The following is a 21,573-nucleotide window of genomic DNA, read 5'->3' on the forward strand; positions in this document are numbered from 1 at the left end:
ATGGCCATTGCAATCGTCGATTATGGTCTTGGCAATCTGCACAGCGTCAGCAAAGCGATTGAGCGTCTGGGCGGGGATGGCGTTGTGACTGCCGACCCTGAGGTGATTCTGGGCGCGGACGGCGTGCTGCTGCCCGGCGTCGGCGCTTTCGGGGACGCGATGGAGCATCTGCGGTCGAGCGGACTGGACGCTGTAACGAGGCAGGCGGCAGAGAGCGGGAAACCGCTCCTCGGCATTTGCCTCGGCATGCAGCTGCTCTTCGACGAAGGAGAAGAGCACGGCACACACGCCGGCCTCGGGCTGCTGCCCGGCCGGGTGGTGCGCTTTGAGGGCGGCACGCTGAAGGTGCCGCACATGGGGTGGAACCGGCTGGAGTTCAGACAGCCGGACAGCCCGCTGCTCCGCGGCCTCGCGGAAGGGCACGTGTACTTCGTGCACTCCTATCACGCGCTGGCGGAGCGGCCCGGTGACCTGATCGCGGTCACCGATTACGGGCGGCCCGTGACCGCGATTGTCGGTCACGGCAATGTGTTCGGGATGCAGTTTCATCCCGAGAAGAGCGGGCAGCTGGGCATGCAGCTGCTGGACAATTTCCTGCGCCTGGCGGCAGGAAATTAAGGCCTGCCGGCGGGCTGCGCAGCGGCACGCCAAAGCCGCGGCCAGCTGAGCCGCGGTTACCCGCCGGGACAGGCCGGCTTTTTATTCCGCAGCAGCAATCCAAGCTTTCATACAGAAAGGACGAGGAGATATGTCTTCATTTACAATATATCCGGCCATTGATATCCGGGGAGGAAAATGCGTCCGGCTGGTGCAGGGCGACTACGGTCAGGAGACCGTCTATCATGACAGTCCGGTTCAGGCGGCCAAGGCGTGGGAGGAGCAGGGCGGCTCTTTTATCCACCTTGTTGACCTGGACGGCGCCAAAGCTGGACATCCGGTCAATCACGAAATTATCGGGGAAATCGCCCGCAGCGTGCAGGTGCCGGTTCAGGTCGGCGGCGGGCTCCGCACGCTTGCAGATGTAGAGCTGCTGTTCGGGCTTGGCGTGAGCCGGGTGATTCTGGGGACGGCTGCGATCGAGGACCGCGCTTTTACAGAAGAGGTCTTGTCCAAATACGGAAGCAAGGTTGCCATTGGATTGGACGCCCGGAACGGCCTGGTCGCTACCCGCGGCTGGCTGGAGACTACGGAGGTCAAGGCTGAAGAGCTGGCTAAGGAGCTCGCGGCTAAGGGCGCGGAGACGTTTATTTTTACCGATATTTCCCGCGATGGCATGATGCAGGGGCCGAATACAGAGGCGATTGTGGCGCTTGCACGCGCAACCGGTAAGACGATTATTGCTTCAGGCGGCGTAACCTCGCAGGATGATTTGGAGAAGCTGGCGGCTTACGCAGATCAAGGTGTAGGCGGAGCCATTGTCGGCAAAGCGCTGTATACCGGCAGCTTTGACCTTGCTAAAGCGATTGAGGCCGTATCGGCCAAGTAATAGGGGATGGCAAAGCAGTAAGGATGGCCAACCCGTAAAGGATGTTTTGGCAACCAATTAAGGCAAGGCACTTAAAGTGCGGGAAGCTTAAAGGCGGGAAGCTTAAAGATAGAAGGGGGAGAGCAGGCATATGCTGGCTAAACGGATCGTTCCTTGTTTGGACGTGAAAGACGGCCGTGTGGTGAAAGGCGTTAATTTCGTCAATCTGCGTGATGCCGGGGACCCGGTGGAGCTTGCGGCGCTGTATGACCGCGAAGGGGCGGATGAGCTGGTCTTTCTGGATATTTCCGCATCGGCGGAGGGCCGCGCGACGATGGTAGACGTCGTCAGACGGACTGCGGGGGAAATCTCCATCCCGTTCACGGTGGGCGGGGGCATTTCGCAGGTGGATGATATGAAACGGATTCTGCGGGCAGGCGCGGACAAAATCGGCATCAACACGGCAGCCGTGCTGAATCCCCAGCTGATCTCGGACGGCGCGCGCCGGTTCGGCGCCCAGTGCATTGTTGTGGCCGTTGACGCGAAGTACAATGACAACTGGGGAACCTGGGAAGTGTACACGCACGGCGGCCGGAAGGCGACAGGCATACTTGCTTTGGATTGGCTGAAGGAAGCCCAGGAGCGCGGGGCCGGTGAAATTCTGCTGACGAGCATGGACGCGGACGGGACGAAGGACGGCTTTGACCTTCCGCTGACCCGGGCGGCTGCGGATCTGCTGAGCATTCCGGTGATTGCCTCGGGCGGTGCGGGCCGGGGAGAGCATTTTTACGATGTATTTGCCGAGGGGCATGCGGATGCGGCGCTGGCGGCAACGATTTTTCACTATAAAGAGCTTGGCATACCGGAATTGAAGCAGGACTTGAAAAATAAAGGGGTAGAAATACGATGAGTACGGAGCAGCAGCTTGAACAGAAGATGAAATGGGACAGCCAGGGGCTGGTCGCTGCCATTGTGCAGGATGCTACCACGCTTGAAGTGCTGACCCTCGCTTATATGAACCGTGAATCCTTGGGCAAAACCCTGGAGACCGGAGAGACCTGGTTCTGGAGCCGCTCCAGACAGGAACTGTGGCATAAAGGAGCAACGTCAGGCAACACGCAGCAGGTCGTGCAGCTGAAATATGACTGTGACGGGGATGCGCTGCTTGTGCTGGTGAACCGCAAAGGCCCGGCCTGCCATACGGGAGAGGAGAGCTGCTTCCATCAGGTGGCGGTTGACCGGACAACCGAAGAAACCACAGCCGGCGTCGAAGCTGCAGGCTCTGGTTCTGGTTCCGGGCAGGATGCTGCGGCAGGTGCTTCTTCGGCAGCAGAAGCTGTGCCGGCGGGTGACTTGTCCCGTTTTACCGTGTTGAACGAACTGGAGCGGGTGATTGCCCAGCGCGATATTGAACGCCCGGAAGGCACTTATACGACTTATTTGTTTGAGAAGGGCCTCGATAAAATTTTGAAAAAGGTCGGCGAGGAAACAGCAGAATCCATCATCGCCGCCAAGAACTGGGATAACGACGAGCTGCGCATGGAGGTCAGCGACTTGATCTATCACCTGCTGGTGCTGCTGAGAGAGCGCAGACTGCCGCTGGATGAAGTGCTGAGAGAGCTTGCGCTGCGGCATGAACGGCCGCGCCGGGATTAAGAGGCGTCACAAGAGAGACCAAAGAGGGGGATTCGAATGCTGATCGATTATCATACACACCATGAGCGCTGCGGGCATGCGGTCGGAACCCTGGAGGAATATGTGCGCAGAGGCATTGAGATCGGCCTTTCGCATATCGGTCTGTCGGATCATATGCCGCTTATTCACGTCAAGCCGGAGGACTATTACCCGGAGATGGCGATGCCAATGGATGAGCTTCCCGCTTATGTGGAGGAATGCTTCCGGCTGAAGGAGAAATACAAGGGCCAGATCGAGGTCCGGGTTGGGCTTGAGGCCGATTATATCGAGGGCTGGGAGGCGGACATCCGGACGATTTTGCAGGCTTACCCGTGGGATTATGTCATCGGCTCGGTGCACTTTCTCGGTACGTGGGACATTTCCGATTTCCGCCAGACGCACAACTGGGAAGGCAAGGATATTTTCAGCGTGTACGAGCAGTATTATGACGCTGTGGTCAAGGCCGCGGAAACCGGATTCTACGACATTGCCGGTCATCTGGATGTGATCAAGCGTTTTGCCTACAAGCCTGACGCATCCCGCCGGGCTGAAGTGGAGGAGCTTGAGAATACAGCACTCCGCGCGGTAAAACAGGCCGGTATGGCGATGGAGCTGAACGCTTCCGGCTTGTCCAAAGCCTGCGAGGAGATGTTCCCGAGCCGCCGGATGCTGGAGGAAGCTTACCGGCTGGGCATTCCGCTTACGCTTGGTTCTGATGCGCACGATCCACTGAAGCTGTCCGAGCACCTGGACCAGGCCCGTGCGCTGCTCTATGAAATCGGGTTTCGGGAGCTGGCTGTGTTTGAAGGCAGGGTTCGGCGGATGATTCCTTTGAAAATAGAGTGCTAACCTTGTATAACACAAGGTATAATCTAGATAAAAGCCACGGCGAATCCATGAGGAAGGAGCTGGAAGGGCGCTATGCAGCAGACTAAAATGCGTATTTTTTCAGGCTCGTCCAACAAAGCGCTGACCGCAACCATCTGCAGACAGCTCGGTGTTGAACCCGGAAAAATCCAGATTTCCCGCTTCAAGAGCGGCGAAATCTATGTCCACTACGAAGAGAGCATCCGCAACTGCGACGTGTTTCTGGTCCAGGCGCTTTCGCACCCGATTAATGAACTGTTTGTAGAGCTGCTGGTCATGATTGACGCGGCCAAACGGGCATCTGCCCATACGATTACAATTGTACTGCCTTATTACGGCTATGCCCGGCAGGAGCGGAAGTCTGCGCCCCGTGAGCCTATTTCCGCCAAGATGGTTGCGGACCTTCTGACGACGGCAGGCGCAAGCCGGGTGGTCACGCTGGACCTGCACGCCCCGGCCATTCAGGGCTTCTTCAATATTCCTGTCGATCATTTAACAGCGCTTGATTTGATGACGGAGTATCTTCTCTCCAAGAAGATTCAGAATCCGGTCATTGTCTCCCCGGACGCAGGGAGAGCGTCGATGGCCGAGAAGCTGGCCAGTGGAATGGATTCTCCTTTTGCGATTATGATCAAGAAACGTCCGGAGCATAACGAGGCTGTCATTACGCACGTCATCGGGGATGTAGAGGGACGCACTCCGATTATCATCGAGGATTTGATCGATACGGGCTCTACGATTCTCCATGTCGTAGAGGGCCTTAAAGAGCGGGGAGCGGGGGACGCTGTTGTCTGCGCCACGCACGGCCTTTTCTCCGATCATGGACTCCGCCGCCTGGATCATCCGAATATCCGCGAGGTCATTATCAGCGATTCCATTGAGCTTGAGGAAGAGAATCCGCTGGCGGGCCGTCTGCACGTCCTGAGTGTGGCGCCGCTGTTCTCGCAGGCTATCCGATATATTATGGAGGGCGGCTCAATCGCCACGATGTTCAGAAACCGGGGAATTTAGGGCCGGGAAGTTTATAGTAAGAAGGCTTCAGGGTAAGAAGAGGTTACAGCTCTTCTTGCCCTTTTTGGCGTGAGCGGCCGCCTGGAAGGAGACAGTTCCCGGTAGGAGGTTGCAGCGGCCTTGTGGTATACTGTGAGAAGGCTGGAAGCTATTTTTAAGGAGGTGCCTTGATTGACAGAAGAAAGCAGGACCGGGAGCCGAAAGTCCGGTCAAATTGTGCATGTCCGCATGGACGCCAACTTTTTCTTCGAGAGAGCCGTTTCAGCGCTGGAACGCTTGCAGTACGACAAGGCATTGAAATATTTTCGCAAAGCTGTGGAATATGAACCGGGCAACCCGGTGAATCATTGCAATCTGGCAGGCATTTTGTCTGAAACCGGAGATTATGAGGGTTCCAACGAGGTGCTCTCCCGTATTTTGAGCGAAGTAGACGAAACCATGACGGAATGTTACTTCTACATGGCGAATAACTATGCCAATCTGGAGAAATTTGAAGACGCTGAAGAAGCGCTTGTGACTTATTTGGAGAAAGACGCCGACGGCCAGTTTCTTGCTGAAGCCGAGGAAATGATGGAGCTGCTGCAGTACGAGCTGAACCGGCCGGCCAAAGTAGGCCGTATCAAATCGCTGCAGGGGCAGACAGAGCACGACCAGGCGCGCAGCCTGCTTGAGCGCGGTGAGTTTACAGCTGCGGTCAAGCAGCTGGAGAAGCTGCTGCAGGAGCAGCCGGACTTTCTGGCGGCCCGCAATAATTTGGCGCTCGGCTACTACTATATGGGCATGTTTAAAGAAGCGATGGCCGCGATTGAGGATGTGCTGAGACGGGATCCGGGCAATCTGCACGGCCTGTGCAACCTTGCGGTATTTATTCAACATGACGGCAATCAGGAGGATCTGCAGGTATTATCGGATCACCTTGCCGGTATTGTTCCCTTTCATCAGGAGCATGTATTCAAGCTTGCGACGACGATGGGGATTTTGGGCCGCCACGAAGCGGCTTACGGCCATTTCAAGCGGCTGCTGAAGGATGACGAGGTTAATTTTGATCCTTGTCTCTTCCATTATGCGGCGGTTGCCGCCTATAATATCGGGCGCTATCAGGAGGCCGAAGGGCTGTGGAAGCAGGCGGCCAAACGGGATCCGGAATCCGAGGTGCCGGCTTTCTATCTGGAAAGACTGCAGGAGTATAAGGCCGGCAAGCTGTGGGCAGGACCTGAACAAATCAGCTATCAATATGGGCTGCCTTTTGAAGAGCAGCTGCGGAAGTGGGAGAAGTGGGGCGGCGGCCTTCCGGATCAGATGAAGCAGGATCCGCTGGTCCGTTCCTCCTTCTTCTGGGGGCTCCGCCACGGCGATGCCCGTACCAAGCTTCAGATCATAGAGGCTTTCAGCCAGATTGCGGACAGCGAAGTGCTGGAAGCTCTCCGCGCGTTCCTGATGGAACCGGAGGAAGAGAAGTATTTGAAGGATATCGCTTTGTTCGCACTGCGCAGTCTGGGCGTGAACGATCCGCTGCCGATCGTGCTGGAAGGCAAGACGGAGACGGTAGGCCCGGGGTATGTCTCGTCCAGGCTTCCGGTCTGGAAGCCGGAGTGGCAGGCGGTGCTTGACGAGGCCAAGCGGCGTATGGCTAAGCGTTATAATCTGATGCAGCTTCATGACGTGGAGACGCTCTGGGTGGAATTCATCACCTTGTCCTATCCGGACGTTCCATCTGTCTCTCATCTCGGAGGCTGGGCAGCTGCCCTTGAGTATTTGACAGCCAAGCTCCACCGCCGCCGGATTACATTCGAAGAGGCTGCCAAGCGGTACGGCGTGTCCGTATCTACGGCCAGCCGCTGCACCAAAAGGCTTGATGAAGTGTGCGGAATCAAGGAAAAGATGAATGCAATGTTCCCTTCGGGTTAATAAATAGAAGGTATACGTTTTCCGGCAGGAAGACAGCAGCCTTTTTAATTGAAATGCCGAGGAGGTAATAAGATGTATAAATCGATTATCATCGGAACAGGACCATCCGGCTTGACCGCGGCGATTTATCTGGCGCGTGCGAACTTAAACCCGCTGGTCATTGAAGGCGTTCAGCCCGGCGGGCAGCTGACGACGACCACAGAGGTCGAGAACTTCCCCGGGTTCCCGGAGGGCATTCAAGGGCCCGATTTGATGGACAATATGCGCAAGCAGGCCGAACGGTTCGGAGCGGAGTTTACAAGCGGCTGGGTGGAGGAAGTAGACTTCTCCAAACGGCCTTTCACCGTAAAGGTCGACGGCGGCCAAACCTATCAGGCCGATACGGTCATCATTTCTACCGGCGCATCGGCGCGCTATCTGGGTATTCCGGGTGAGCAGGAGAACGTGGGGCGGGGTGTGAGCACCTGCGCAACGTGCGATGGATTCTTCTTCCGCGGGAAAAAGATTGCCGTAGTCGGCGGCGGCGACTCCGCCATGGAAGAGGCGGGCTTCCTGACCCGCTTCGCCTCGGAGGTCACCCTGGTGCACCGCCGCGAGGAGCTGCGCGCCTCCAAGATCATGCAGGACCGCGCCCGGAGCAATGAGAAGGTGAAATGGGCGCTGAACCGCCAGCCTTTAGCTGTAGCTACGGACGAGAACGGCACGGTCAAGGGGCTGACGGTGCGCAACAATGCGACAAACCAGGAAGAGCTGGTCGAAGCCGACGGTGTGTTTATTGCGATCGGGCATACGCCGAACACAGACTTCCTGGGCGGGCAGATCAAGACCGACGCAAACGGCTACATTGTGGTGAAGCCGGGTACGACCCAGACCAACGTTCCAGGCGTATTTGCCTGCGGCGACGTGCAGGATACAAGGTACCGGCAGGCGATTACCGCTGCGGGCTCCGGCTGTATGGCTGCCATGGACTGCGAGAAGTACCTCGAGGGCGAAATGATCCACGACTGGAGCGTTACGCTGGACAGCTGAACCTGAAACATAAGAAGGACTCCATTTCCGCACAGCGGGAAGCGGAGTCCTTTTTTATTTTTACAAGTATGGTTACAAGTCTGTTTACAAATCTGTGCTGGCGCTTCTCCTTCTCCTTCTGCCCGTTCTTCATTGCCGGATTCCAGCGTAATGTAGGAGTAGGGTTAGAGCTGGATTAGGAGCAGAATTAGGTCGGCTGCGGCCCCGTCCAAATTATGTATTTTTCACCCCGTATATCAGTCAGCGGCAGGGATGCTTCGAGGCAAAGCTCTCCCTTGTTTTGACCGGGAATCGGGCTTGTTTTGCAAGAGGTGCGAGGTAAGCATGAGGGAGGCGCGAGGCTTGATCCGTCAAGGTTTCTACCATTTTGATTCTCTTGACCATAGGGGTAGGTTCGCTTATAGTGGGTATTTAGGAGCAACTATTTTATTATAGGAAAAAGGTGGCTTATACATGTCTGAACAAATCTACATTGGTGTCGATCTGGGCGGTACGGCGATTAAAGTGGGGATTTGCAATGCTGAAGGCAAGCTGTTGCAGACCTTTGAAGGACCAACCGAAGTGGCCAAGGGTACCGATACCGTACTTGCCAATATCGAGAAGTATGTCCGCCAGATTGTAGAGGAATCTCCATACAGCTGGGACCAGCTTGCCGGAGTGGGCGCTGGTGTCGCCGGATTTACCGACCTGAAGGAAGGCGTCGTGATCCTGGCTCCAAATGTAGGTTTTCGGGACGTTCCGGTCCGCGCGTATTTGGAAGAGCGGCTGGGCAAGCCTATTAAAATAGATAATGACGCCAACGTGGCAGCTCTGGGCGAAGCCTGGGGCGGTGCCGGTCAAGGCGTAGAAGACTGCGTCTGCTATACGCTTGGAACAGGCGTGGGCGGCGGCATTATTATCCGTGGAAAAATCTATCAAGGCTTCTCCGGCCTTGCCGGCGAGCTTGGTCATATGTCCGTTGTGCCTGATCTGGAAGCGATTCAATGCGGCTGCGGCAAAATGGGCTGCCTTGAGACCGTATCCTCAGCAACAGGCATCATCCGCATGGCTAAAGATGCGGTAGAGCGCGGGGACCGCACCTCTTTGGCGCAGGTGGAAGAGATCACAGCGAAAGACGTGTTTGATGCAGCCAAGAACGGTGACGAAGTCGCAGAGCGCATCGTTAACCGTGCAGCCTTCTACTTGGGCAAATCTATGGCAGCAGTAGCGGCCGTGCTGAATCCGCAGCGCTTCATTATCGGCGGCGGCGTATCCAAAGCAGGAGACATTCTGTTTGACGAGATCCGCAGCGTCTATGCGAAATTTGCGCCGGAGCCTCTTCAGCGCGGTGTAGAAATTGTGCCGGCTGTTCTGGGCAATGATGCCGGAATGGTCGGGGCGGCAGGCTTGTTCCTGCGCTCCTAATTTGGAAGAGGGAATTATCTAGTCAGGGATTTTTCAAGCGATATAGAGAGAAACAGACTATCTGAGGGAGGGAATTCTGATGCCGGATCAGGAACATACTTCTTTAGCCAACTTGGTTATCATTACCGGAATGTCGGGAGCCGGGAAGTCGGTTGCCGTCAAAAGCCTGGAGGATCTGGGCTTCTTCTGTGTGGACAACCTGCCGCCCGTGCTGATTCCGAAATTTGCAGAGCTGATCGAACAGTCCAATGGTAAAATAGCCAAGGTTGCTCTCGTTATTGACCTGCGGGGCCGCGAATTCTTCACGGCGCTTTCGGAGTCGCTCAATTATATCAAGGACCATTTTACCATTCATTCGGAAATTCTGTTTCTCGACGCTACCGATTCCGTGCTGGTGCAGCGCTATAAAGAAAGCCGGCGGCGTCATCCGCTTGCGCCCCAGGGCATGCCGCTCGACGGCATCCGGCTGGAGCGCAAGATGCTGGAGGAGCTGAAGCATTCGGCCACCCAGGTGGTGGACACCTCCAACATGAAGCCGGCGCAGCTGCGGGAGAAGATTATCTCCCGGTTCTCGCATCTTGAGAGCAGCAACCTGTCGGTAAATATTACTTCTTTCGGATTTAAGTACGGTATTCCGATTGATGCCGATCTGGTGTTTGACGTGAGATTCCTGCCGAATCCTCATTATATTGAGCAGCTTCGTCCACACACCGGACAAGACAGTGATGTATATGAATATGTTATGAAGTGGCCGGAGACGCAAAGTTTCCTGACCAAATTAATGGATATGCTGCATTTTCTGATTCCCCAATATCATAAAGAGGGAAAGAGCCAGGTTATTATCGGCATTGGCTGCACAGGCGGCAAGCACCGCTCTGTCGCGATTTCTGAATATCTGGGACGGATGCTGGGTACAAGCGAAACGGAGACGGTGCGTGTCAGTCACCGCGATGCCGATCGGGACCGTCCCTAAGAGGTGAACAACATTGATTAAACAGCCTTCCGAGGAAAGTTTGCCCCGCATCGTTGTGATGGGCGGCGGAACGGGTTTGTCCGTTATGCTGCGGGGGCTGAAGCAGAAGCCGCTTGATATTACGGCAATCGTAACTGTAGCCGATGATGGAGGCAGCTCAGGCATCCTGAGAAATGAACTCCAGATGCCGCCGCCGGGCGACATCCGTAACGTCCTTACGGCACTGGCCGATACCGAGCCGCTCATGTCCGAGATGCTGAGCTACCGGTTCTCGGCCGGGTCAGGGCTTGCCGGACACAGTCTCGGCAATTTGATCCTGGCAGCAATCACCGACATTTCCGGTGATTTCGTAACAGCTGTGCGCGAGCTCAGCCGTGTCTTTGCCGTTCGGGGCCGTGTATTGCCCGCCGCGGACCAGGCTGTTATCCTCCATGCCGAAATGGAGGATGGAAGCATTGTAACCGGCGAGTCCAAGATTCCAGAAGCGAAGGGGAAGATCAAGCGTCTTTTCCTCGAGCCGGAACATGTGGAGCCGTTGCCAGAGGCTGTCCAGGCGATCAGGGACGCTGATGCGATTCTGATCGGCCCCGGAAGCCTGTATACGAGCATCCTGCCGAACCTGCTTGTTCCCAAGCTGGCGGAAGCGGTGCTCAACAATACGGAAGCCATCAAGATTTTTGTATGTAATGTCATGACCCAGCCGGGCGAAACCGACGGGTATACCGTAAGTGATCATCTGCAGGCCGTATATGATCACGTAGGTCATCATTTAATTGATTATGTCATTGTGAACGACGGCGAAATTCCGCTGCAGGTTCAGGATTTTTACGCCGAGAAGGGCGCACAGCCTGTTCAGCTTGACTACGAGGTACTGACCAGCCGGGGCTATAAAGTAATCGCCGATACGCTGGTGCTGTTCCGCCGTTATTTACGTCATGATGCGGATAAACTAAGTGAGCATATCTGTTCTCTGGTGCAAAACTGGATGGCAAGAAAGAGGTGAGTCCCTTGTCCTTTGCGGCACAAACCAAAAAAGAACTGACCATGATCGAGGCTGATTCCTGCTGCGAGCAGGCTGAACTGTCGGCGTTAATCCGGATGAACGGTTCGGTTTCGGTTTCGAACAAGAAGGTCATTTTGGATATCTCCACCGAAAATGCCGCGATCGCGAGAAGGATTTACTCTTTGATCAAGAAGCATTTTGATGTTCATACGGAGCTGCTGGTCCGCAAGAAGATGCGGCTGAAGAAGAACAATGTATACATTGTCCGTATTCCGGCCCGTGTTCAGGAAATACTGAAACAGCTGAAGATCGTTTCGGAAGGGTTCATGTTCATGGATGAGATTCATCCGGAGCTGATCCAGGACGACTGCTGCAAGGGAGCGTACCTGCGGGGAGCCTTCCTCGCCGGCGGCTCTGTCAACAATCCGGAGGGCTCCTCCTACCATCTGGAGATTGCCTCGATGTATGAGGAGCACTGCCAGGCGCTGGTGGAGCTCGCAGCTGACTTTCATTTCAACGCCCGCTGCATTGAGCGGAAGAAGGGCTTCATTTTCTACATCAAGGAAGGCGAGAAGATCATCGAATTCTTAAGTCTGATCGGGGCGCATCAAGCTTTGTTCAAGTTTGAGGACGTGCGGATTATGCGGGATATGAGGAATTCGGTCAATCGGATCGTGAACTGCGAAACGGCCAATCTGAATAAGACCATCGGCGCGGCCGTACGCCAAATTGAGAATATCAAGCTGCTGCAGAAGGAGATCGGACTGGATAATCTGCCCGACAAGCTCCGGGAAGTAGCCGAGGTCCGGCTGGCTTATCCCGATATGAACCTGAAGGAAGTCGGCGAGCTGCTTAAAGGCGGAGTCAGCAAATCCGGTGTGAACCACCGGCTGCGGAAGATCGACGAAATGGCTGATAAAATTCGGCAGGGGTAAAGGCTAGTTTGCAGCGAGTTTTGTATGGTATACTTATTTTATTAAAATGTCCATTTTATGCGGAATGATCTGAATAGGGGGTAAGTTTCCATGATCAAACACCCGGTTACCGTTCGTTTGAAGACAGGGCTTCATGCCCGGCCGGCTGCGCTTTTTGTACAGGAAGCGAATAAATACTCGTCCGAAATCTTTGTGGAGAAGGACGACAAGAAAGTCAACGCCAAGAGTATCATGGGAATCATGAGCCTTGCAATCAGTACAGGTACTGAAATTGTCATCAGTGCGGAGGGTGCAGACGCGGAGCAGGCTGCAAACGCTTTAGTCACGCTGGTGAGCAAGGAAGAGCTGGAGAACCAGTAATTCCCTTAATTGAATTGAAGGAAGACGGCTTCGCCTTGGGCGGGGCCGTTTTTTTTTGCCGCTCCCCAAGCTTCGGGCGAATGGTTTTTTAGATTTTTCAATTAAAGAGCGGCTGTTTGGTGCAACCTTTGAGTAGAAGGGTTCGTCAGTACCATTAAATCAACCAGCAAACATTACCACTTGACTCATGGAGGGATCAGTATGAATAGTTGGGCTAAGAAATTGGGGACAGCAGCACTGGCAGGAGGTTTGATCTTGGGAGGTTCGGCCGCAGGCACGCTGCTGCCTGCCGGTTCCGCTGCTTACGCGGCGGAGAGCCAGGTCAACCTGCAGAATACCATCACGGTTACGGGCACCGGGCAGGTATCGGTTAAGCCGGACATCGCCTACTTGTCGCTGGGCGTGGAGACAACCGCTTTAACGGCCAAGGATGCCCAGGCGAAAAATGCAGCCATCGTGCAGAAATTAAGCACTCTTCTTAAAACGACGTGGAAGATCGACCCTGCTGACATTCAGACCAGCCAGTTCTATGTACAGCCGAACTACACCTATAACGATAAGGAAGGGCAGAAGATCACCGGATACACGGCCAACCAGACTTTCCAGGTGAAATACCGGGATCTGGAGAAGATCGGCCAGCTGCTTGACGCGGCTTCGAGTGCAGGCGCCAACCGGATTAACGACGTTACCTTCTCGGTAGAGAATCCGGATCAATATCTGGACCAGGTCATCAGTAAAGCGATGGCTAATGCCGGTATGAAGGCCGGAAGCATCGCCAAGGCAGCCGGGCAGACGCTGGGCGGGGTAATCAATGTGGTGCAGAATGACGGCGGATATACGCCTGTTGTGAAACAAGCCGAAATGCTGATGCAAAGCACCTCCTCCGCAGACGCTGCAAGCACGGCAGTTGAAACGGGCGAATTAACCGTTCAGACCTCGTTGACCGTCCAATACGAAATGAAGTAAGAACAAGAGTTCACTAGAAAGCAGCTTGTCCAGAAGCCGGTTAGGCGCCTGTCTGGACAGGCTGTTTTTTTGCCGTTCATGGACAGATACCCCGTAGCCGGAAACTTCTCTCTTTCATATGTTACATAGAGAGCATAGCTGAAAGGCAATAGGAGGAAGCAGCATGAGCTATCAGTATACGGCCATTGGCGATTCGCTGACGACCGGGTTCGGCGCATTGCCGGGCCAAGGGTTTGTCCCGCAGTACCGGCGGATGGCAGAAGTAAAGCTGCGGGGGTTTGTAGCCTACAGCAATCTGGGCATTAACGGCTTAACCAGCGCGGAGCTGGCTCAGCGGGTGGCCCGGAATCCGGCATTCCGGCAGCAGATCCGGGAAGCCGACATCGTTACGATCTCCATCGGCGGCAATGATTTGATTGACGCGGCCAAAGCAGCACGCCGTGATCCGGCCCAAACGGGGCGGATTCTGCGGGGGGCTCTGCAGGAGTGCATGCACCATTTTTCAAATCTAGCAGGCAATGTCTTTCGCTTAAAGGCCGATTCCGGCAAACCCTATATCATCCGGGTGGTAGGTTTATATAACCCTTACCCCCAAATCCAGGAGGCTACGGATTGGGTTCTGCAGTTTAACCGGTTTGCAGCCCAACTTACGAGCCCGGTATATGGACTGGCCAACATCTATCCTGACTTTGCCGGACATGAGCGGGAGCTGCTGTTCCTTGACCATATTCATCCCAACGGGCGCGGGTACCGCATCATTGCAGAGCACCTGAATGCCTTGGGATATGGACGGCTCGGATGATAACCGCGATCACAGCGAAGTTCACATAGGGAATGGTTAAGAGATTGTAATGGCAGAAAGCCCTGTACTTCTGGCCTGAAGTGCGGGGTTACCTTTATCACCGACGATGAAAATGGCAGGATTGTCCCTGGATTGTTACCTGTATTGTCATTTGTCGGCAGCAGGGGGAAGTTATAATGGAGCGGGCAATGAAAGACCTCATCCAGGAAAGGAATGAAGATCATGACTTCTTACATAAAAAGCACCCGCGTCCTGCTGGCCGCCGCCCTGCTCCTTGGAGCAGGCACAGCTCCGGCCGCGCTTAGTTCGGCGGCATCCGCCTCTGCCGTTTCGGCCTCAGCTTCCGCTTCCGCCTCCGCCAAGACTGCGGCTCCCATCCGTATTGCTTTGAACGGGACAACGCTGACTCAAACGGCTATCGCCAAAAATAACACCGTGCTGATCCCGCTGGCAGTGCTCCGGGATGCGCTTGGTCTGAAGGTGTCCTATGACGCCAAGACCAAAGCCTATGAGATTACCCGCGGGAAAGTCACGGTTACACTTAAGCCGACAGAATACGGAACCATGCAGGTTACCGTAGACGGGAGCACCCAGTTCTCGGATTATGAATGGGTGAATCAGCAGGGGCGCAGCTACGTTTCGGTTCATCTGCTGAGCGACGTCCTGGGCTACCGGACGGCTTGGAACAACAGCGCCAAGATCATCAATTTGATCCCGCTGCAGCTGAATGATCTTAAGGTAACGGCCAAAGTATTGAACGAGTCTGCTGCGGCAACCGATTTCCGGATTGAGTATCCTGTAATCAGCGGCTTGTCAGATGCGTCCGTCCAGCAGAAGATCAACCAGATCTTCAAGGAGCATGCTGAAGCCTATTTACAGGACGCGAAGGAGCGCTCGAAAGAGCTTGGACTTGGGCCGCAAGGCACCAAAAACGAGTTCGACAGCTATTACAGCCTCACTTACAACCGCAATGGATACATCAGCTTCCGCCTGCTGAGTTACGAGTACACCGGAGGCGCACACGGCATGAGCGCTCTTGAGGGCATCACCATCCGGCTGAGCGACGGCAGCCAGGCAGGGCTGTCCGAGCTGCTTAAGGCAAACCCCGACTACCTGAAGATCATTGACGCGAAGGTCGCAGCAAATCTGGAGAAAACCCCAGGCTACTTCGGCGGATTTACTACGGCGGGAGACAACCCCGGGTTTTACCTGAAGGATGAGGGCATCGTCGTTTTCTTCCAGCTGTATGAATACCTGCCTTACGCAGCCGGATTCCCGGAATATGCTATTCCTTTCTCGGCGCTGCTCCCTGATGGCTCAAGCCCGTTTGAGCAGCAGTAAGGACGAGTTTCTTGCCACCTATAAAAAAGAAAAAGAGGGTGTCCCAAAAGTCATAAAAATGACTAGGGGCACCCCTTTTCGTAAGCTGGCCCCGAAGTTTCTTTTAGAAAAGGTAACAATGCAGCGGTTGGATTCCGATATAAGATTTTAGAATATACCGATGCAATACAGCATCTAGAAAAGACTTGGAGGACAACATGGGAAGACGTAAGAAACTACGCGGGGCAGTTGCAGGGGTATTAAGTCTAAGTATGGCATTGGCATCAATGGATGCGGTTTCAGCACAAACTGCAAGCGATGTGCAGGGACATTGGGCAGAACAGCAGATTCAGAATTGGATTTCCAGCGGAAATCTGAAAGGTTATCAGGACGGCACAGTTAAACCAAATAACGCCATTACACGTGCTGAGTTTATTACGATGATTAACCGTATGTTTGGGTTTACAGATACGGGATCGGCTAATTTCAAAGACCTTTCAACAACGAATTGGGCGTACAGCGATATTGCCAAGGCGGTTAAAGCTGGCTATGTAACAGGATACTCGGATCAAACCTTCCATCCGGGATCTAATATTAGCCGTCAGGAAGCTGCTACTATCATTTCTAATATTCTCGGATTGGACACAAGCAATACCGATAGTATTAAACAATTTTCCGATGCGGGAAAAATTCCTGCATGGAGCCAAGACAGCATTTCTGCAGTTGTTGAGAACAATATCATGAAAGGTTATCCGAACGGTACCTTTGGAGCACAGAATCAGCTTACTCGTGCTGAAGCTGTAGTGCTTATTGATTCTGCTGTCAGCAGCAGAACTTCAGCCGCCGAGCCGGTAACAATCGACCAGGCCGGGACATATGGCAACGATCAAGAGACAACGGTTGTCAATGGCGATGTCATTATCAATGTACCAGGTGTTACCCTTAATAACTATGAAATTAAAGGTAACCTGCTGCTGGGAGCTGGAATTGGCAGCGGTGATGTCACCATAAAGAATGTGAAGGTTCATGGTACTACAAACGTTGAGGGCGGCGGGGAAAACTCCATTCACTTTGTGGACTCCGTGCTGGTCAATGTGGTGGTTAATAAACAGAACGGTGCAGTTCGTCTGGTAGCAGAGGGTACAACTCAAGCGGATAAGGTTATCATTCAGTCCTCCGCTAAGCTGGAAGAAAGCGATGTAAATGGAGAAGGTTTTACTGACGTGGAGCTGGCTAAAGAACTACCAGCCAATACAACTGTGCAGCTGAAGGGTAAATTTGACGATATTAATTTCTTCAGTGTATCTGTAACCGTCCAATTGCAGCGCGGTTCGATTCAGGATGTAACTGTAGACGCAGCAGCTTCGGACAACACCATTGTATTGAGCAGCAGTACGCAGATTTCTAACCTTGTATTGAATGCGATTTCCCATATTCTTGGCGCATCCCAGTTAACAAACGTAATTGTTAACGAAGGGGCTCAAAAATCAACTTTCGACACAAGACCTAGCCAAGTGCAGGGAGTTCAGCAAACAAACATTATTGTTAATTCCTCGTCTACTGTAACCTCAACAGTTAGCAGCGGAAGTTCTTCTGGTGGATCTAGCAGCTCAGGCAGCTCTGGCAGCGGTTCTACAGGTAATGAAAGTCAGGTTCCTTCTACACCTCTCGTGGTTAACGTTCCTGTCGTAGACGGAGAGAACGCAACCGCAGAAGCCAAACTGGCAGCCGTAGAAGCCTATGTACAAGCGCCGCTGGAAGGTTCGCCGATCACAGCTACCGTAGTACCAGGAGATGAAGCTGGGGAGTACATCGTGACATACCATAGCGGAGGGCAGCAAACAGTGACCACGCTCACTGTAACCTTCCTGGTCAAAGTCGCTCCTGTCGAGGTTAACGTTCCTGTTATTAACGGAGAGAACGCTACTGATGAAGCCAAACTGGCAGCTGTAGAAGCCTATGTACAAGCGCCGCTGGAAGGTACGCCGATCACAGCTACAGTAGTAGCAGGAAGCACAGCCGGAGAATACACTGCGACGTATAGCAGCGGAGGAACTACAACAGAGAAGACATTTGCTGTAACCTTCCTGGTTAAAGTTGCTCCTGTCGAGGTTAACGTTCCTGTTATTAACGGAGAGAACGCAACTGATGAAGCCAAACTGGCAGCTGTAGAAGCCTATGTACAAGCGCCGCTTGAAGGTACGCCGATCACAGCTACAGTAGTAGCAGGAAGCACAGCCGGAGAATACACTGCGACGTATAGCAGCGGAGGAACTACAACAGAGAAGACATTCGCTGTGACCTTCATTGAAGAGGAAGTAGCTGCAGGTTAAGCCATATGTAAAAGACAGCCCAGTACCGCATTGGTACTGGGCTTTTTGCACACCAAGACATTCAAACCAAACGAAAAAGCAGCCCGCCCTTAGTTAAGGATGGACTGCTTCTCTCTAATTACAGCCGGCTTACACGCCTTCAGCGTTCACTTTCTCGATCACTTTGTCGATCAGGCCGTATTCTTTGGCTTCCGCCGCGGTCATAAAGTAGTCGCGGTCGGTGTCTTTTTCAATACGTTCCAGCGGCTGGCCTGTACGTTCTGCCAGAATCTTGTTCAGGGTGTCGCGCATCTTCAGGATGCGGCGTGCACGAATCTCGATGTCGGTCGCTTGGCCTTCAGCACCGCCCAGAGGCTGGTGGATCATCACTTCGCTGTTAGGCAGCGCGTAACGCTTGCCTTTGGCGCCTGCATTCAGCAGGAAAGCGCCCATGGAAGCGGCCATGCCCACGCAGATCGTGGAAACGTCGGATTTGATGAACTGCATCGTATCGTAAATAGCCATGCCTGCGGTAATGGAACCGCCAGGGCTGTTGATGTAGAGGTGAATGTCTTTGCCTGGCTCTTCGGCATCCAGGAACAGCATCTGCGCAATGATGGAGTTGGCCACAACGTCGTTCACTTGGGAGCCAAGGAAAATAATCCGGTCTTTGAGCAATCTGGAATAAATGTCGTAAGCACGCTCTCCGCGGTTACTTTGTTCGACGACCATAGGAATATAACTCACGATAAAAACCCTCCTAAGTTTGGATTATAAGTAGTATGCTCATTGCTCAATAAGTATGAGCGGAGCAGCGGTTTAACAGGACGAGCCCAACTGAACTCCGGCGACTACAGCATTAACCAAAACCATTGCCTTTAAACGCCGTTTCCAAATAGGATCACTGTTAATAACCACATCATAAACAATTTCAAACAGAAAGTCAAAGAAAGTCAAACTAAGGGTCAAAAAAAAGCCCGTTTATCTCGGACTTCTGGTTGAACCTATATAGAACGTTTAAATTAATAATGGCGCGCCCGCGAGGAATCGAACCTCGATCTCAGGCTCCGGAGGCCTACGTCATATCCATTGGACCACGGGCGCACATGTGAATAAATCTGGCTGACAGTCAATAAGAAAAGTCAACAAAGATGATTATAGACGCTTCCTGGCAAAAAAGCAAGCCTTCTTGTTTAATCCGCTTTCAATAAAGGATCACTCAGGAAAGTGCGAATAACTGATGGAAAACTTGCTCATTATACGGACGATGCACTTGCAACAGTCTCAAAAATTGGTTAGAATATCAGTGGGACTTAAAACGTTAACCCGGGACGTTTTAAGACCAGAGGAATGGAGAGAGATAGTCGAAGCCGCAGGAGTGAAGACATTGCGAAATTTGTTGGAGATCCAAAAGCAGCTTCTGCCTGATCTCATGGATGTTCTCAAGAAGAGATATCTAATCCTTAACCAGATCATGCTCGAGGAAGTCATAGGAAGGCGCACGCTTGCAGTGGCTCTGAATATGACAGAACGCATTTTACGTGCCGAAACCGATCTCCTTAAAGCCCAAGGGCTTATCGAAATTGAGAATGTGGGCATGAGAATCAGTGAGGCGGGGCTTCAGCTCCTGGAGCAGATGAAGCCGTTCGTGAAGGAATTGCTTGGCCTGTCTGAGATGGAGAACAAAATTCGCGGCACTTATGGTCTGCGGAAGGTGATTGTCGTCCCAGGGGACTGCGAAGCCTCTGAAACCGCCAAGCGTGAGCTGGGGCGCGCTGGAGCAAGAGCTTTACTTGAGGTAATCGGGAATGATGACGTTGTAGCCGTAACCGGCGGTTCAACACTGGCCGTCATGGCTGAACAGCTTACACCCCCGCCGGCGCCTATTAAAGGATGCTGGTTTGTGCCGGCCCGCGGAGGCCTTGGTGAAAGCCTGGAGATTCAGGCCAATACCATTGCTTCGGGAATGGCTAAACGGGTGGGTGCGGAATACCGGCTGCTTCATGTGCCTGATTTACTTGGCAGAGAAGCTTATGAATCCCTGGTCCATGACCATAACATCGAAGAGATCGTGAGTCTGATCCGCCAAGCGCGGATAGTCGTCCACGGCATCGGAGACGCTATGGAGATGGCGCGCAGGCGCAAGCTGGATCCTGAGATGGTGGAAGAGATCGTAAGAGACGGAGCCATTGCCGAATCGTTCGGTTATTATTTTAACGGTCAAGGTGCCGTAGTGCATAAGATGCTCACCCTGGGCCTGAGGCTCGAGGACATCAAATCTACGGAGACGATCATCGGCATTGCCGGCGGGCGAAACAAGGCAAAGGCGATTCATGCCGTATTAAAGTTCGGTCAGGAGGATATCCTGGTCACGGATGAAGCGGCTGCTGAAGAAATTGTCAAATCGCTTTAGAAGGCATAATAAGGCATAATTACGGTGTTTTACTCAGGGCAGATTACATCTGGTCTGGCTAAATATAAAATAATATTTTTTTGGGAGGATCTATCAATGAGTGTAAAAGTAGGCATTAACGGTTTTGGACGTATCGGTCGCTTGGCATTCCGTCGTATTCAAGAAGTAGAAGGTATCGAAGTAGTAGCAATCAACGACTTGACTGACGCTAAAATGCTGGCTCACCTTCTTAAATATGATACAACACAAGGCAAATTCAACGGTGAAGTTGAAGTACACGAAGGTTTCTTCAAAGTAAACGGCAAAGACGTTAAAGTTCTGGCTAACCGTAACCCTGAAGAACTTCCTTGGGGCGAGCTCGGCGTTGACATCGTTCTGGAGTGCACAGGCTTCTTCACAACTAAGGAAAAAGCTGAGCTTCACCTGAAAGGCGGCGCTAAGAAAGTTGTTATCTCCGCTCCAGCTACTGGCGACATGAAGACAATCGTTTACAATGTAAACCATGAAACTCTGGACGGAACTGAAACAGTAATCTCCGGCGCTTCCTGCACAACAAACTGCTTGGCTCCTATGGCTAAAACATTGAACGATTCTTTCGGTATCGTTGAAGGTTTGATGACTACAATCCATGCTTACACTGGCGACCAAAACACTTTGGATGCTCCGCATGCTAAAGGTGACTTCCGCCGCGCTCGTGCTGCTGCTGAGAACATCATCCCTAACACAACTGGTGCTGCTAAAGCCATCGGCCTGGTAATTCCTGAACTGCAAGGCAAACTGGACGGTGCTGCACAGCGTGTGCCTGTTCCAACTGGTTCCCTGACTGAGCTGGTAACTGTTCTGAACAAGAAAGTAACTGTAGACGAAGTTAACGCTGCAATGAAAGCTGCTGCAGACCCGCAAACTTACGGTTACACAGAAGACGAAATCGTATCTTCCGATATCAAAGGTATGACTTTCGGTTCCCTGTTCGACGCTACTCAAACTAAAGTTCTGACTGTTGGCGACCAGCAATTGGTTAAGACAGTAGCTTGGTACGACAACGAAATGTCCTACACTGCGCAGCTCGTTCGCACTTTGGAACACTTCGCAAAATTGGCTAAGTAATAGCAGGCCTTCTTTGAAACCAAA

At 53.1% G+C, this 21,573-nt stretch carries 20 protein-coding genes and 1 tRNA gene; 19 read left to right on the forward strand and 2 right to left on the reverse strand.

Annotation, left to right across the window (positions count from 1 at the left end):
• The 17 genes from hisH (at nucleotide 1) to FCN15_RS12665 (ending at nucleotide 18,050) form a co-directional block, all read left to right on the forward strand.
• Entirely contained in the window at nucleotides 1-618 is a 618-nt protein-coding gene (hisH, locus tag FCN15_RS12585; RefSeq protein WP_138495346.1) for an imidazole glycerol phosphate synthase subunit HisH, read from the forward strand.
• Between the two features lie 130 nt (nucleotides 619-748).
• Nucleotides 749-1,486: a 1-(5-phosphoribosyl)-5-[(5-phosphoribosylamino)methylideneamino]imidazole-4-carboxamide isomerase gene (gene hisA, locus FCN15_RS12590; RefSeq protein ID WP_138495347.1), complete on the forward strand. Its 738-nt coding sequence runs from the start codon at nucleotides 749-751 to the stop codon at nucleotides 1,484-1,486.
• 130 nt (nucleotides 1,487-1,616) lie between these two features.
• Nucleotides 1,617-2,375, forward strand: a complete 759-nt coding sequence (hisF, locus tag FCN15_RS12595; protein ID WP_138495348.1) for an imidazole glycerol phosphate synthase subunit HisF — start codon at nucleotides 1,617-1,619, stop codon at nucleotides 2,373-2,375.
• On the forward strand, nucleotides 2,372-3,121 hold the full coding sequence (hisIE, locus tag FCN15_RS12600; protein WP_138495349.1) for a bifunctional phosphoribosyl-AMP cyclohydrolase/phosphoribosyl-ATP diphosphatase HisIE: 750 nt from the start codon (nucleotides 2,372-2,374) through the stop codon (nucleotides 3,119-3,121). The genes hisF and hisIE overlap by 4 nt, the downstream gene beginning before the upstream one ends.
• A gap of 36 nt (nucleotides 3,122-3,157) precedes the next feature.
• The gene (hisJ, locus tag FCN15_RS12605) at nucleotides 3,158-3,988 is read left to right on the forward strand and encodes a histidinol-phosphatase HisJ (RefSeq protein ID WP_138495350.1); all 831 of its coding nucleotides are present in this window, start codon (nucleotides 3,158-3,160) and stop codon (nucleotides 3,986-3,988) included.
• 72 nt (nucleotides 3,989-4,060) lie between these two features.
• Nucleotides 4,061-5,017 (forward strand): ribose-phosphate diphosphokinase, encoded by a 957-nt coding sequence (locus FCN15_RS12610; RefSeq protein WP_138495351.1) that lies wholly within the window; start codon nucleotides 4,061-4,063, stop codon nucleotides 5,015-5,017.
• Between the two features lie 171 nt (nucleotides 5,018-5,188).
• The gene (locus tag FCN15_RS12615; RefSeq protein ID WP_420819574.1) at nucleotides 5,189-6,925 is read left to right on the forward strand and encodes a tetratricopeptide repeat protein; all 1,737 of its coding nucleotides are present in this window, start codon (nucleotides 5,189-5,191) and stop codon (nucleotides 6,923-6,925) included.
• A 72-nt stretch (nucleotides 6,926-6,997) separates the two neighbouring features.
• Nucleotides 6,998-7,954, forward strand: coding sequence for a thioredoxin-disulfide reductase (gene trxB / locus FCN15_RS12620; RefSeq protein WP_138495352.1), 957 nt, complete (start codon nucleotides 6,998-7,000; stop codon nucleotides 7,952-7,954).
• Nucleotides 7,955-8,407: 453 nt separating this feature from the next.
• The gene (locus FCN15_RS12625; protein ID WP_138495353.1) at nucleotides 8,408-9,358 is read left to right on the forward strand and encodes an ROK family glucokinase; all 951 of its coding nucleotides are present in this window, start codon (nucleotides 8,408-8,410) and stop codon (nucleotides 9,356-9,358) included.
• Nucleotides 9,359-9,437: 79 nt separating this feature from the next.
• On the forward strand, nucleotides 9,438-10,331 hold the full coding sequence (gene rapZ / locus FCN15_RS12630; RefSeq protein WP_138495354.1) for an RNase adapter RapZ: 894 nt from the start codon (nucleotides 9,438-9,440) through the stop codon (nucleotides 10,329-10,331).
• Nucleotides 10,332-10,389: 58 nt separating this feature from the next.
• Nucleotides 10,390-11,334 carry a gluconeogenesis factor YvcK family protein gene (locus FCN15_RS12635; RefSeq protein WP_138495439.1) on the forward strand — a complete coding sequence of 315 codons (945 nt, stop codon included), beginning with the start codon at nucleotides 10,390-10,392 and terminating at the stop codon, nucleotides 11,332-11,334.
• Between the two features lie 5 nt (nucleotides 11,335-11,339).
• Nucleotides 11,340-12,269 (forward strand): DNA-binding protein WhiA, encoded by a 930-nt coding sequence (gene whiA / locus FCN15_RS12640; protein ID WP_138495355.1) that lies wholly within the window; start codon nucleotides 11,340-11,342, stop codon nucleotides 12,267-12,269.
• Between the two features lie 90 nt (nucleotides 12,270-12,359).
• The gene (locus tag FCN15_RS12645; RefSeq protein WP_138495356.1) at nucleotides 12,360-12,629 is read left to right on the forward strand and encodes an HPr family phosphocarrier protein; all 270 of its coding nucleotides are present in this window, start codon (nucleotides 12,360-12,362) and stop codon (nucleotides 12,627-12,629) included.
• 201 nt (nucleotides 12,630-12,830) lie between these two features.
• Nucleotides 12,831-13,595, forward strand: a complete 765-nt coding sequence (locus tag FCN15_RS12650; protein ID WP_138495357.1) for an SIMPL domain-containing protein — start codon at nucleotides 12,831-12,833, stop codon at nucleotides 13,593-13,595.
• Nucleotides 13,596-13,758: 163 nt separating this feature from the next.
• Complete coding sequence (locus FCN15_RS12655) at nucleotides 13,759-14,397, forward strand: GDSL-type esterase/lipase family protein (protein ID WP_138495358.1); 639 nt, start codon at nucleotides 13,759-13,761, stop codon at nucleotides 14,395-14,397.
• 222 nt (nucleotides 14,398-14,619) lie between these two features.
• Nucleotides 14,620-15,738, forward strand: a complete 1,119-nt coding sequence (locus tag FCN15_RS12660) for a PdaC/SigV domain-containing protein (RefSeq protein WP_162515355.1) — start codon at nucleotides 14,620-14,622, stop codon at nucleotides 15,736-15,738.
• A gap of 197 nt (nucleotides 15,739-15,935) precedes the next feature.
• On the forward strand, nucleotides 15,936-18,050 hold the full coding sequence (locus tag FCN15_RS12665; protein WP_138495360.1) for an S-layer homology domain-containing protein: 2,115 nt from the start codon (nucleotides 15,936-15,938) through the stop codon (nucleotides 18,048-18,050).
• 129 nt (nucleotides 18,051-18,179) lie between these two features.
• Here the strand turns inward: FCN15_RS12665 and clpP are convergent, their stop codons facing one another.
• Both clpP and FCN15_RS12675 read right to left on the reverse strand, forming a co-directional pair.
• Nucleotides 18,180-18,776, reverse strand: a complete 597-nt coding sequence (gene clpP, locus FCN15_RS12670) for an ATP-dependent Clp endopeptidase proteolytic subunit ClpP (protein WP_138495361.1) — start codon at nucleotides 18,774-18,776, stop codon at nucleotides 18,180-18,182.
• A 282-nt stretch (nucleotides 18,777-19,058) separates the two neighbouring features.
• Nucleotides 19,059-19,133: transfer RNA gene (locus FCN15_RS12675), tRNA-Arg, on the reverse strand.
• A gap of 283 nt (nucleotides 19,134-19,416) precedes the next feature.
• On the opposite strand from FCN15_RS12675, the gene FCN15_RS12680 reads away from it, so the two are divergent.
• Together FCN15_RS12680 and gap are read left to right on the forward strand one after the other, a co-directional pair.
• On the forward strand, nucleotides 19,417-20,442 hold the full coding sequence (locus FCN15_RS12680; protein WP_138495362.1) for a sugar-binding transcriptional regulator: 1,026 nt from the start codon (nucleotides 19,417-19,419) through the stop codon (nucleotides 20,440-20,442).
• A 96-nt stretch (nucleotides 20,443-20,538) separates the two neighbouring features.
• Nucleotides 20,539-21,549: a type I glyceraldehyde-3-phosphate dehydrogenase gene (gap, locus tag FCN15_RS12685; RefSeq protein WP_138495363.1), complete on the forward strand. Its 1,011-nt coding sequence runs from the start codon at nucleotides 20,539-20,541 to the stop codon at nucleotides 21,547-21,549.
• Nucleotides 21,550-21,573: the final 24 nt, after the last annotated feature.

It is taken from the genome of Paenibacillus pinistramenti (assembly GCF_005869875.1).
Classification (GTDB): domain Bacteria; phylum Bacillota; class Bacilli; order Paenibacillales; family Paenibacillaceae; genus Fontibacillus; species Fontibacillus pinistramenti.

Excerpts from the sequence above, each read along its gene's own strand:
- trxB (WP_138495352.1), top strand. The coding sequence starts at position 6,998 with ATGTATAAATCGATTATCATCGGAACAGGACCATCCGGCTTGACCGCG.
- FCN15_RS12660 (WP_162515355.1), top strand. The coding sequence starts at position 14,620 with ATGACTTCTTACATAAAAAGCACCCGCGTCCTGCTGGCCGCCGCCCTG.
- hisJ (WP_138495350.1), top strand. The coding sequence starts at position 3,158 with ATGCTGATCGATTATCATACACACCATGAGCGCTGCGGGCATGCGGTC.
- FCN15_RS12645 (WP_138495356.1), top strand. The coding sequence starts at position 12,360 with ATGATCAAACACCCGGTTACCGTTCGTTTGAAGACAGGGCTTCATGCC.
- hisA (WP_138495347.1), top strand. The coding sequence starts at position 749 with ATGTCTTCATTTACAATATATCCGGCCATTGATATCCGGGGAGGAAAA.
- FCN15_RS12655 (WP_138495358.1), top strand. The coding sequence starts at position 13,759 with ATGAGCTATCAGTATACGGCCATTGGCGATTCGCTGACGACCGGGTTC.
- hisF (WP_138495348.1), top strand. The coding sequence starts at position 1,617 with ATGCTGGCTAAACGGATCGTTCCTTGTTTGGACGTGAAAGACGGCCGT.
- FCN15_RS12635 (WP_138495439.1), top strand. The coding sequence starts at position 10,390 with ATGGGCGGCGGAACGGGTTTGTCCGTTATGCTGCGGGGGCTGAAGCAG.
- FCN15_RS12625 (WP_138495353.1), top strand. The coding sequence starts at position 8,408 with ATGTCTGAACAAATCTACATTGGTGTCGATCTGGGCGGTACGGCGATT.
- FCN15_RS12610 (WP_138495351.1), top strand. The coding sequence starts at position 4,061 with ATGCAGCAGACTAAAATGCGTATTTTTTCAGGCTCGTCCAACAAAGCG.
- FCN15_RS12665 (WP_138495360.1), top strand. The coding sequence starts at position 15,936 with ATGGGAAGACGTAAGAAACTACGCGGGGCAGTTGCAGGGGTATTAAGT.
- FCN15_RS12650 (WP_138495357.1), top strand. The coding sequence starts at position 12,831 with ATGAATAGTTGGGCTAAGAAATTGGGGACAGCAGCACTGGCAGGAGGT.
- hisIE (WP_138495349.1), top strand. The coding sequence starts at position 2,372 with ATGAGTACGGAGCAGCAGCTTGAACAGAAGATGAAATGGGACAGCCAG.
- rapZ (WP_138495354.1), top strand. The coding sequence starts at position 9,438 with ATGCCGGATCAGGAACATACTTCTTTAGCCAACTTGGTTATCATTACC.
- gap (WP_138495363.1), top strand. The coding sequence starts at position 20,539 with ATGAGTGTAAAAGTAGGCATTAACGGTTTTGGACGTATCGGTCGCTTG.
- hisH (WP_138495346.1), top strand. The coding sequence starts at position 1 with ATGGCCATTGCAATCGTCGATTATGGTCTTGGCAATCTGCACAGCGTC.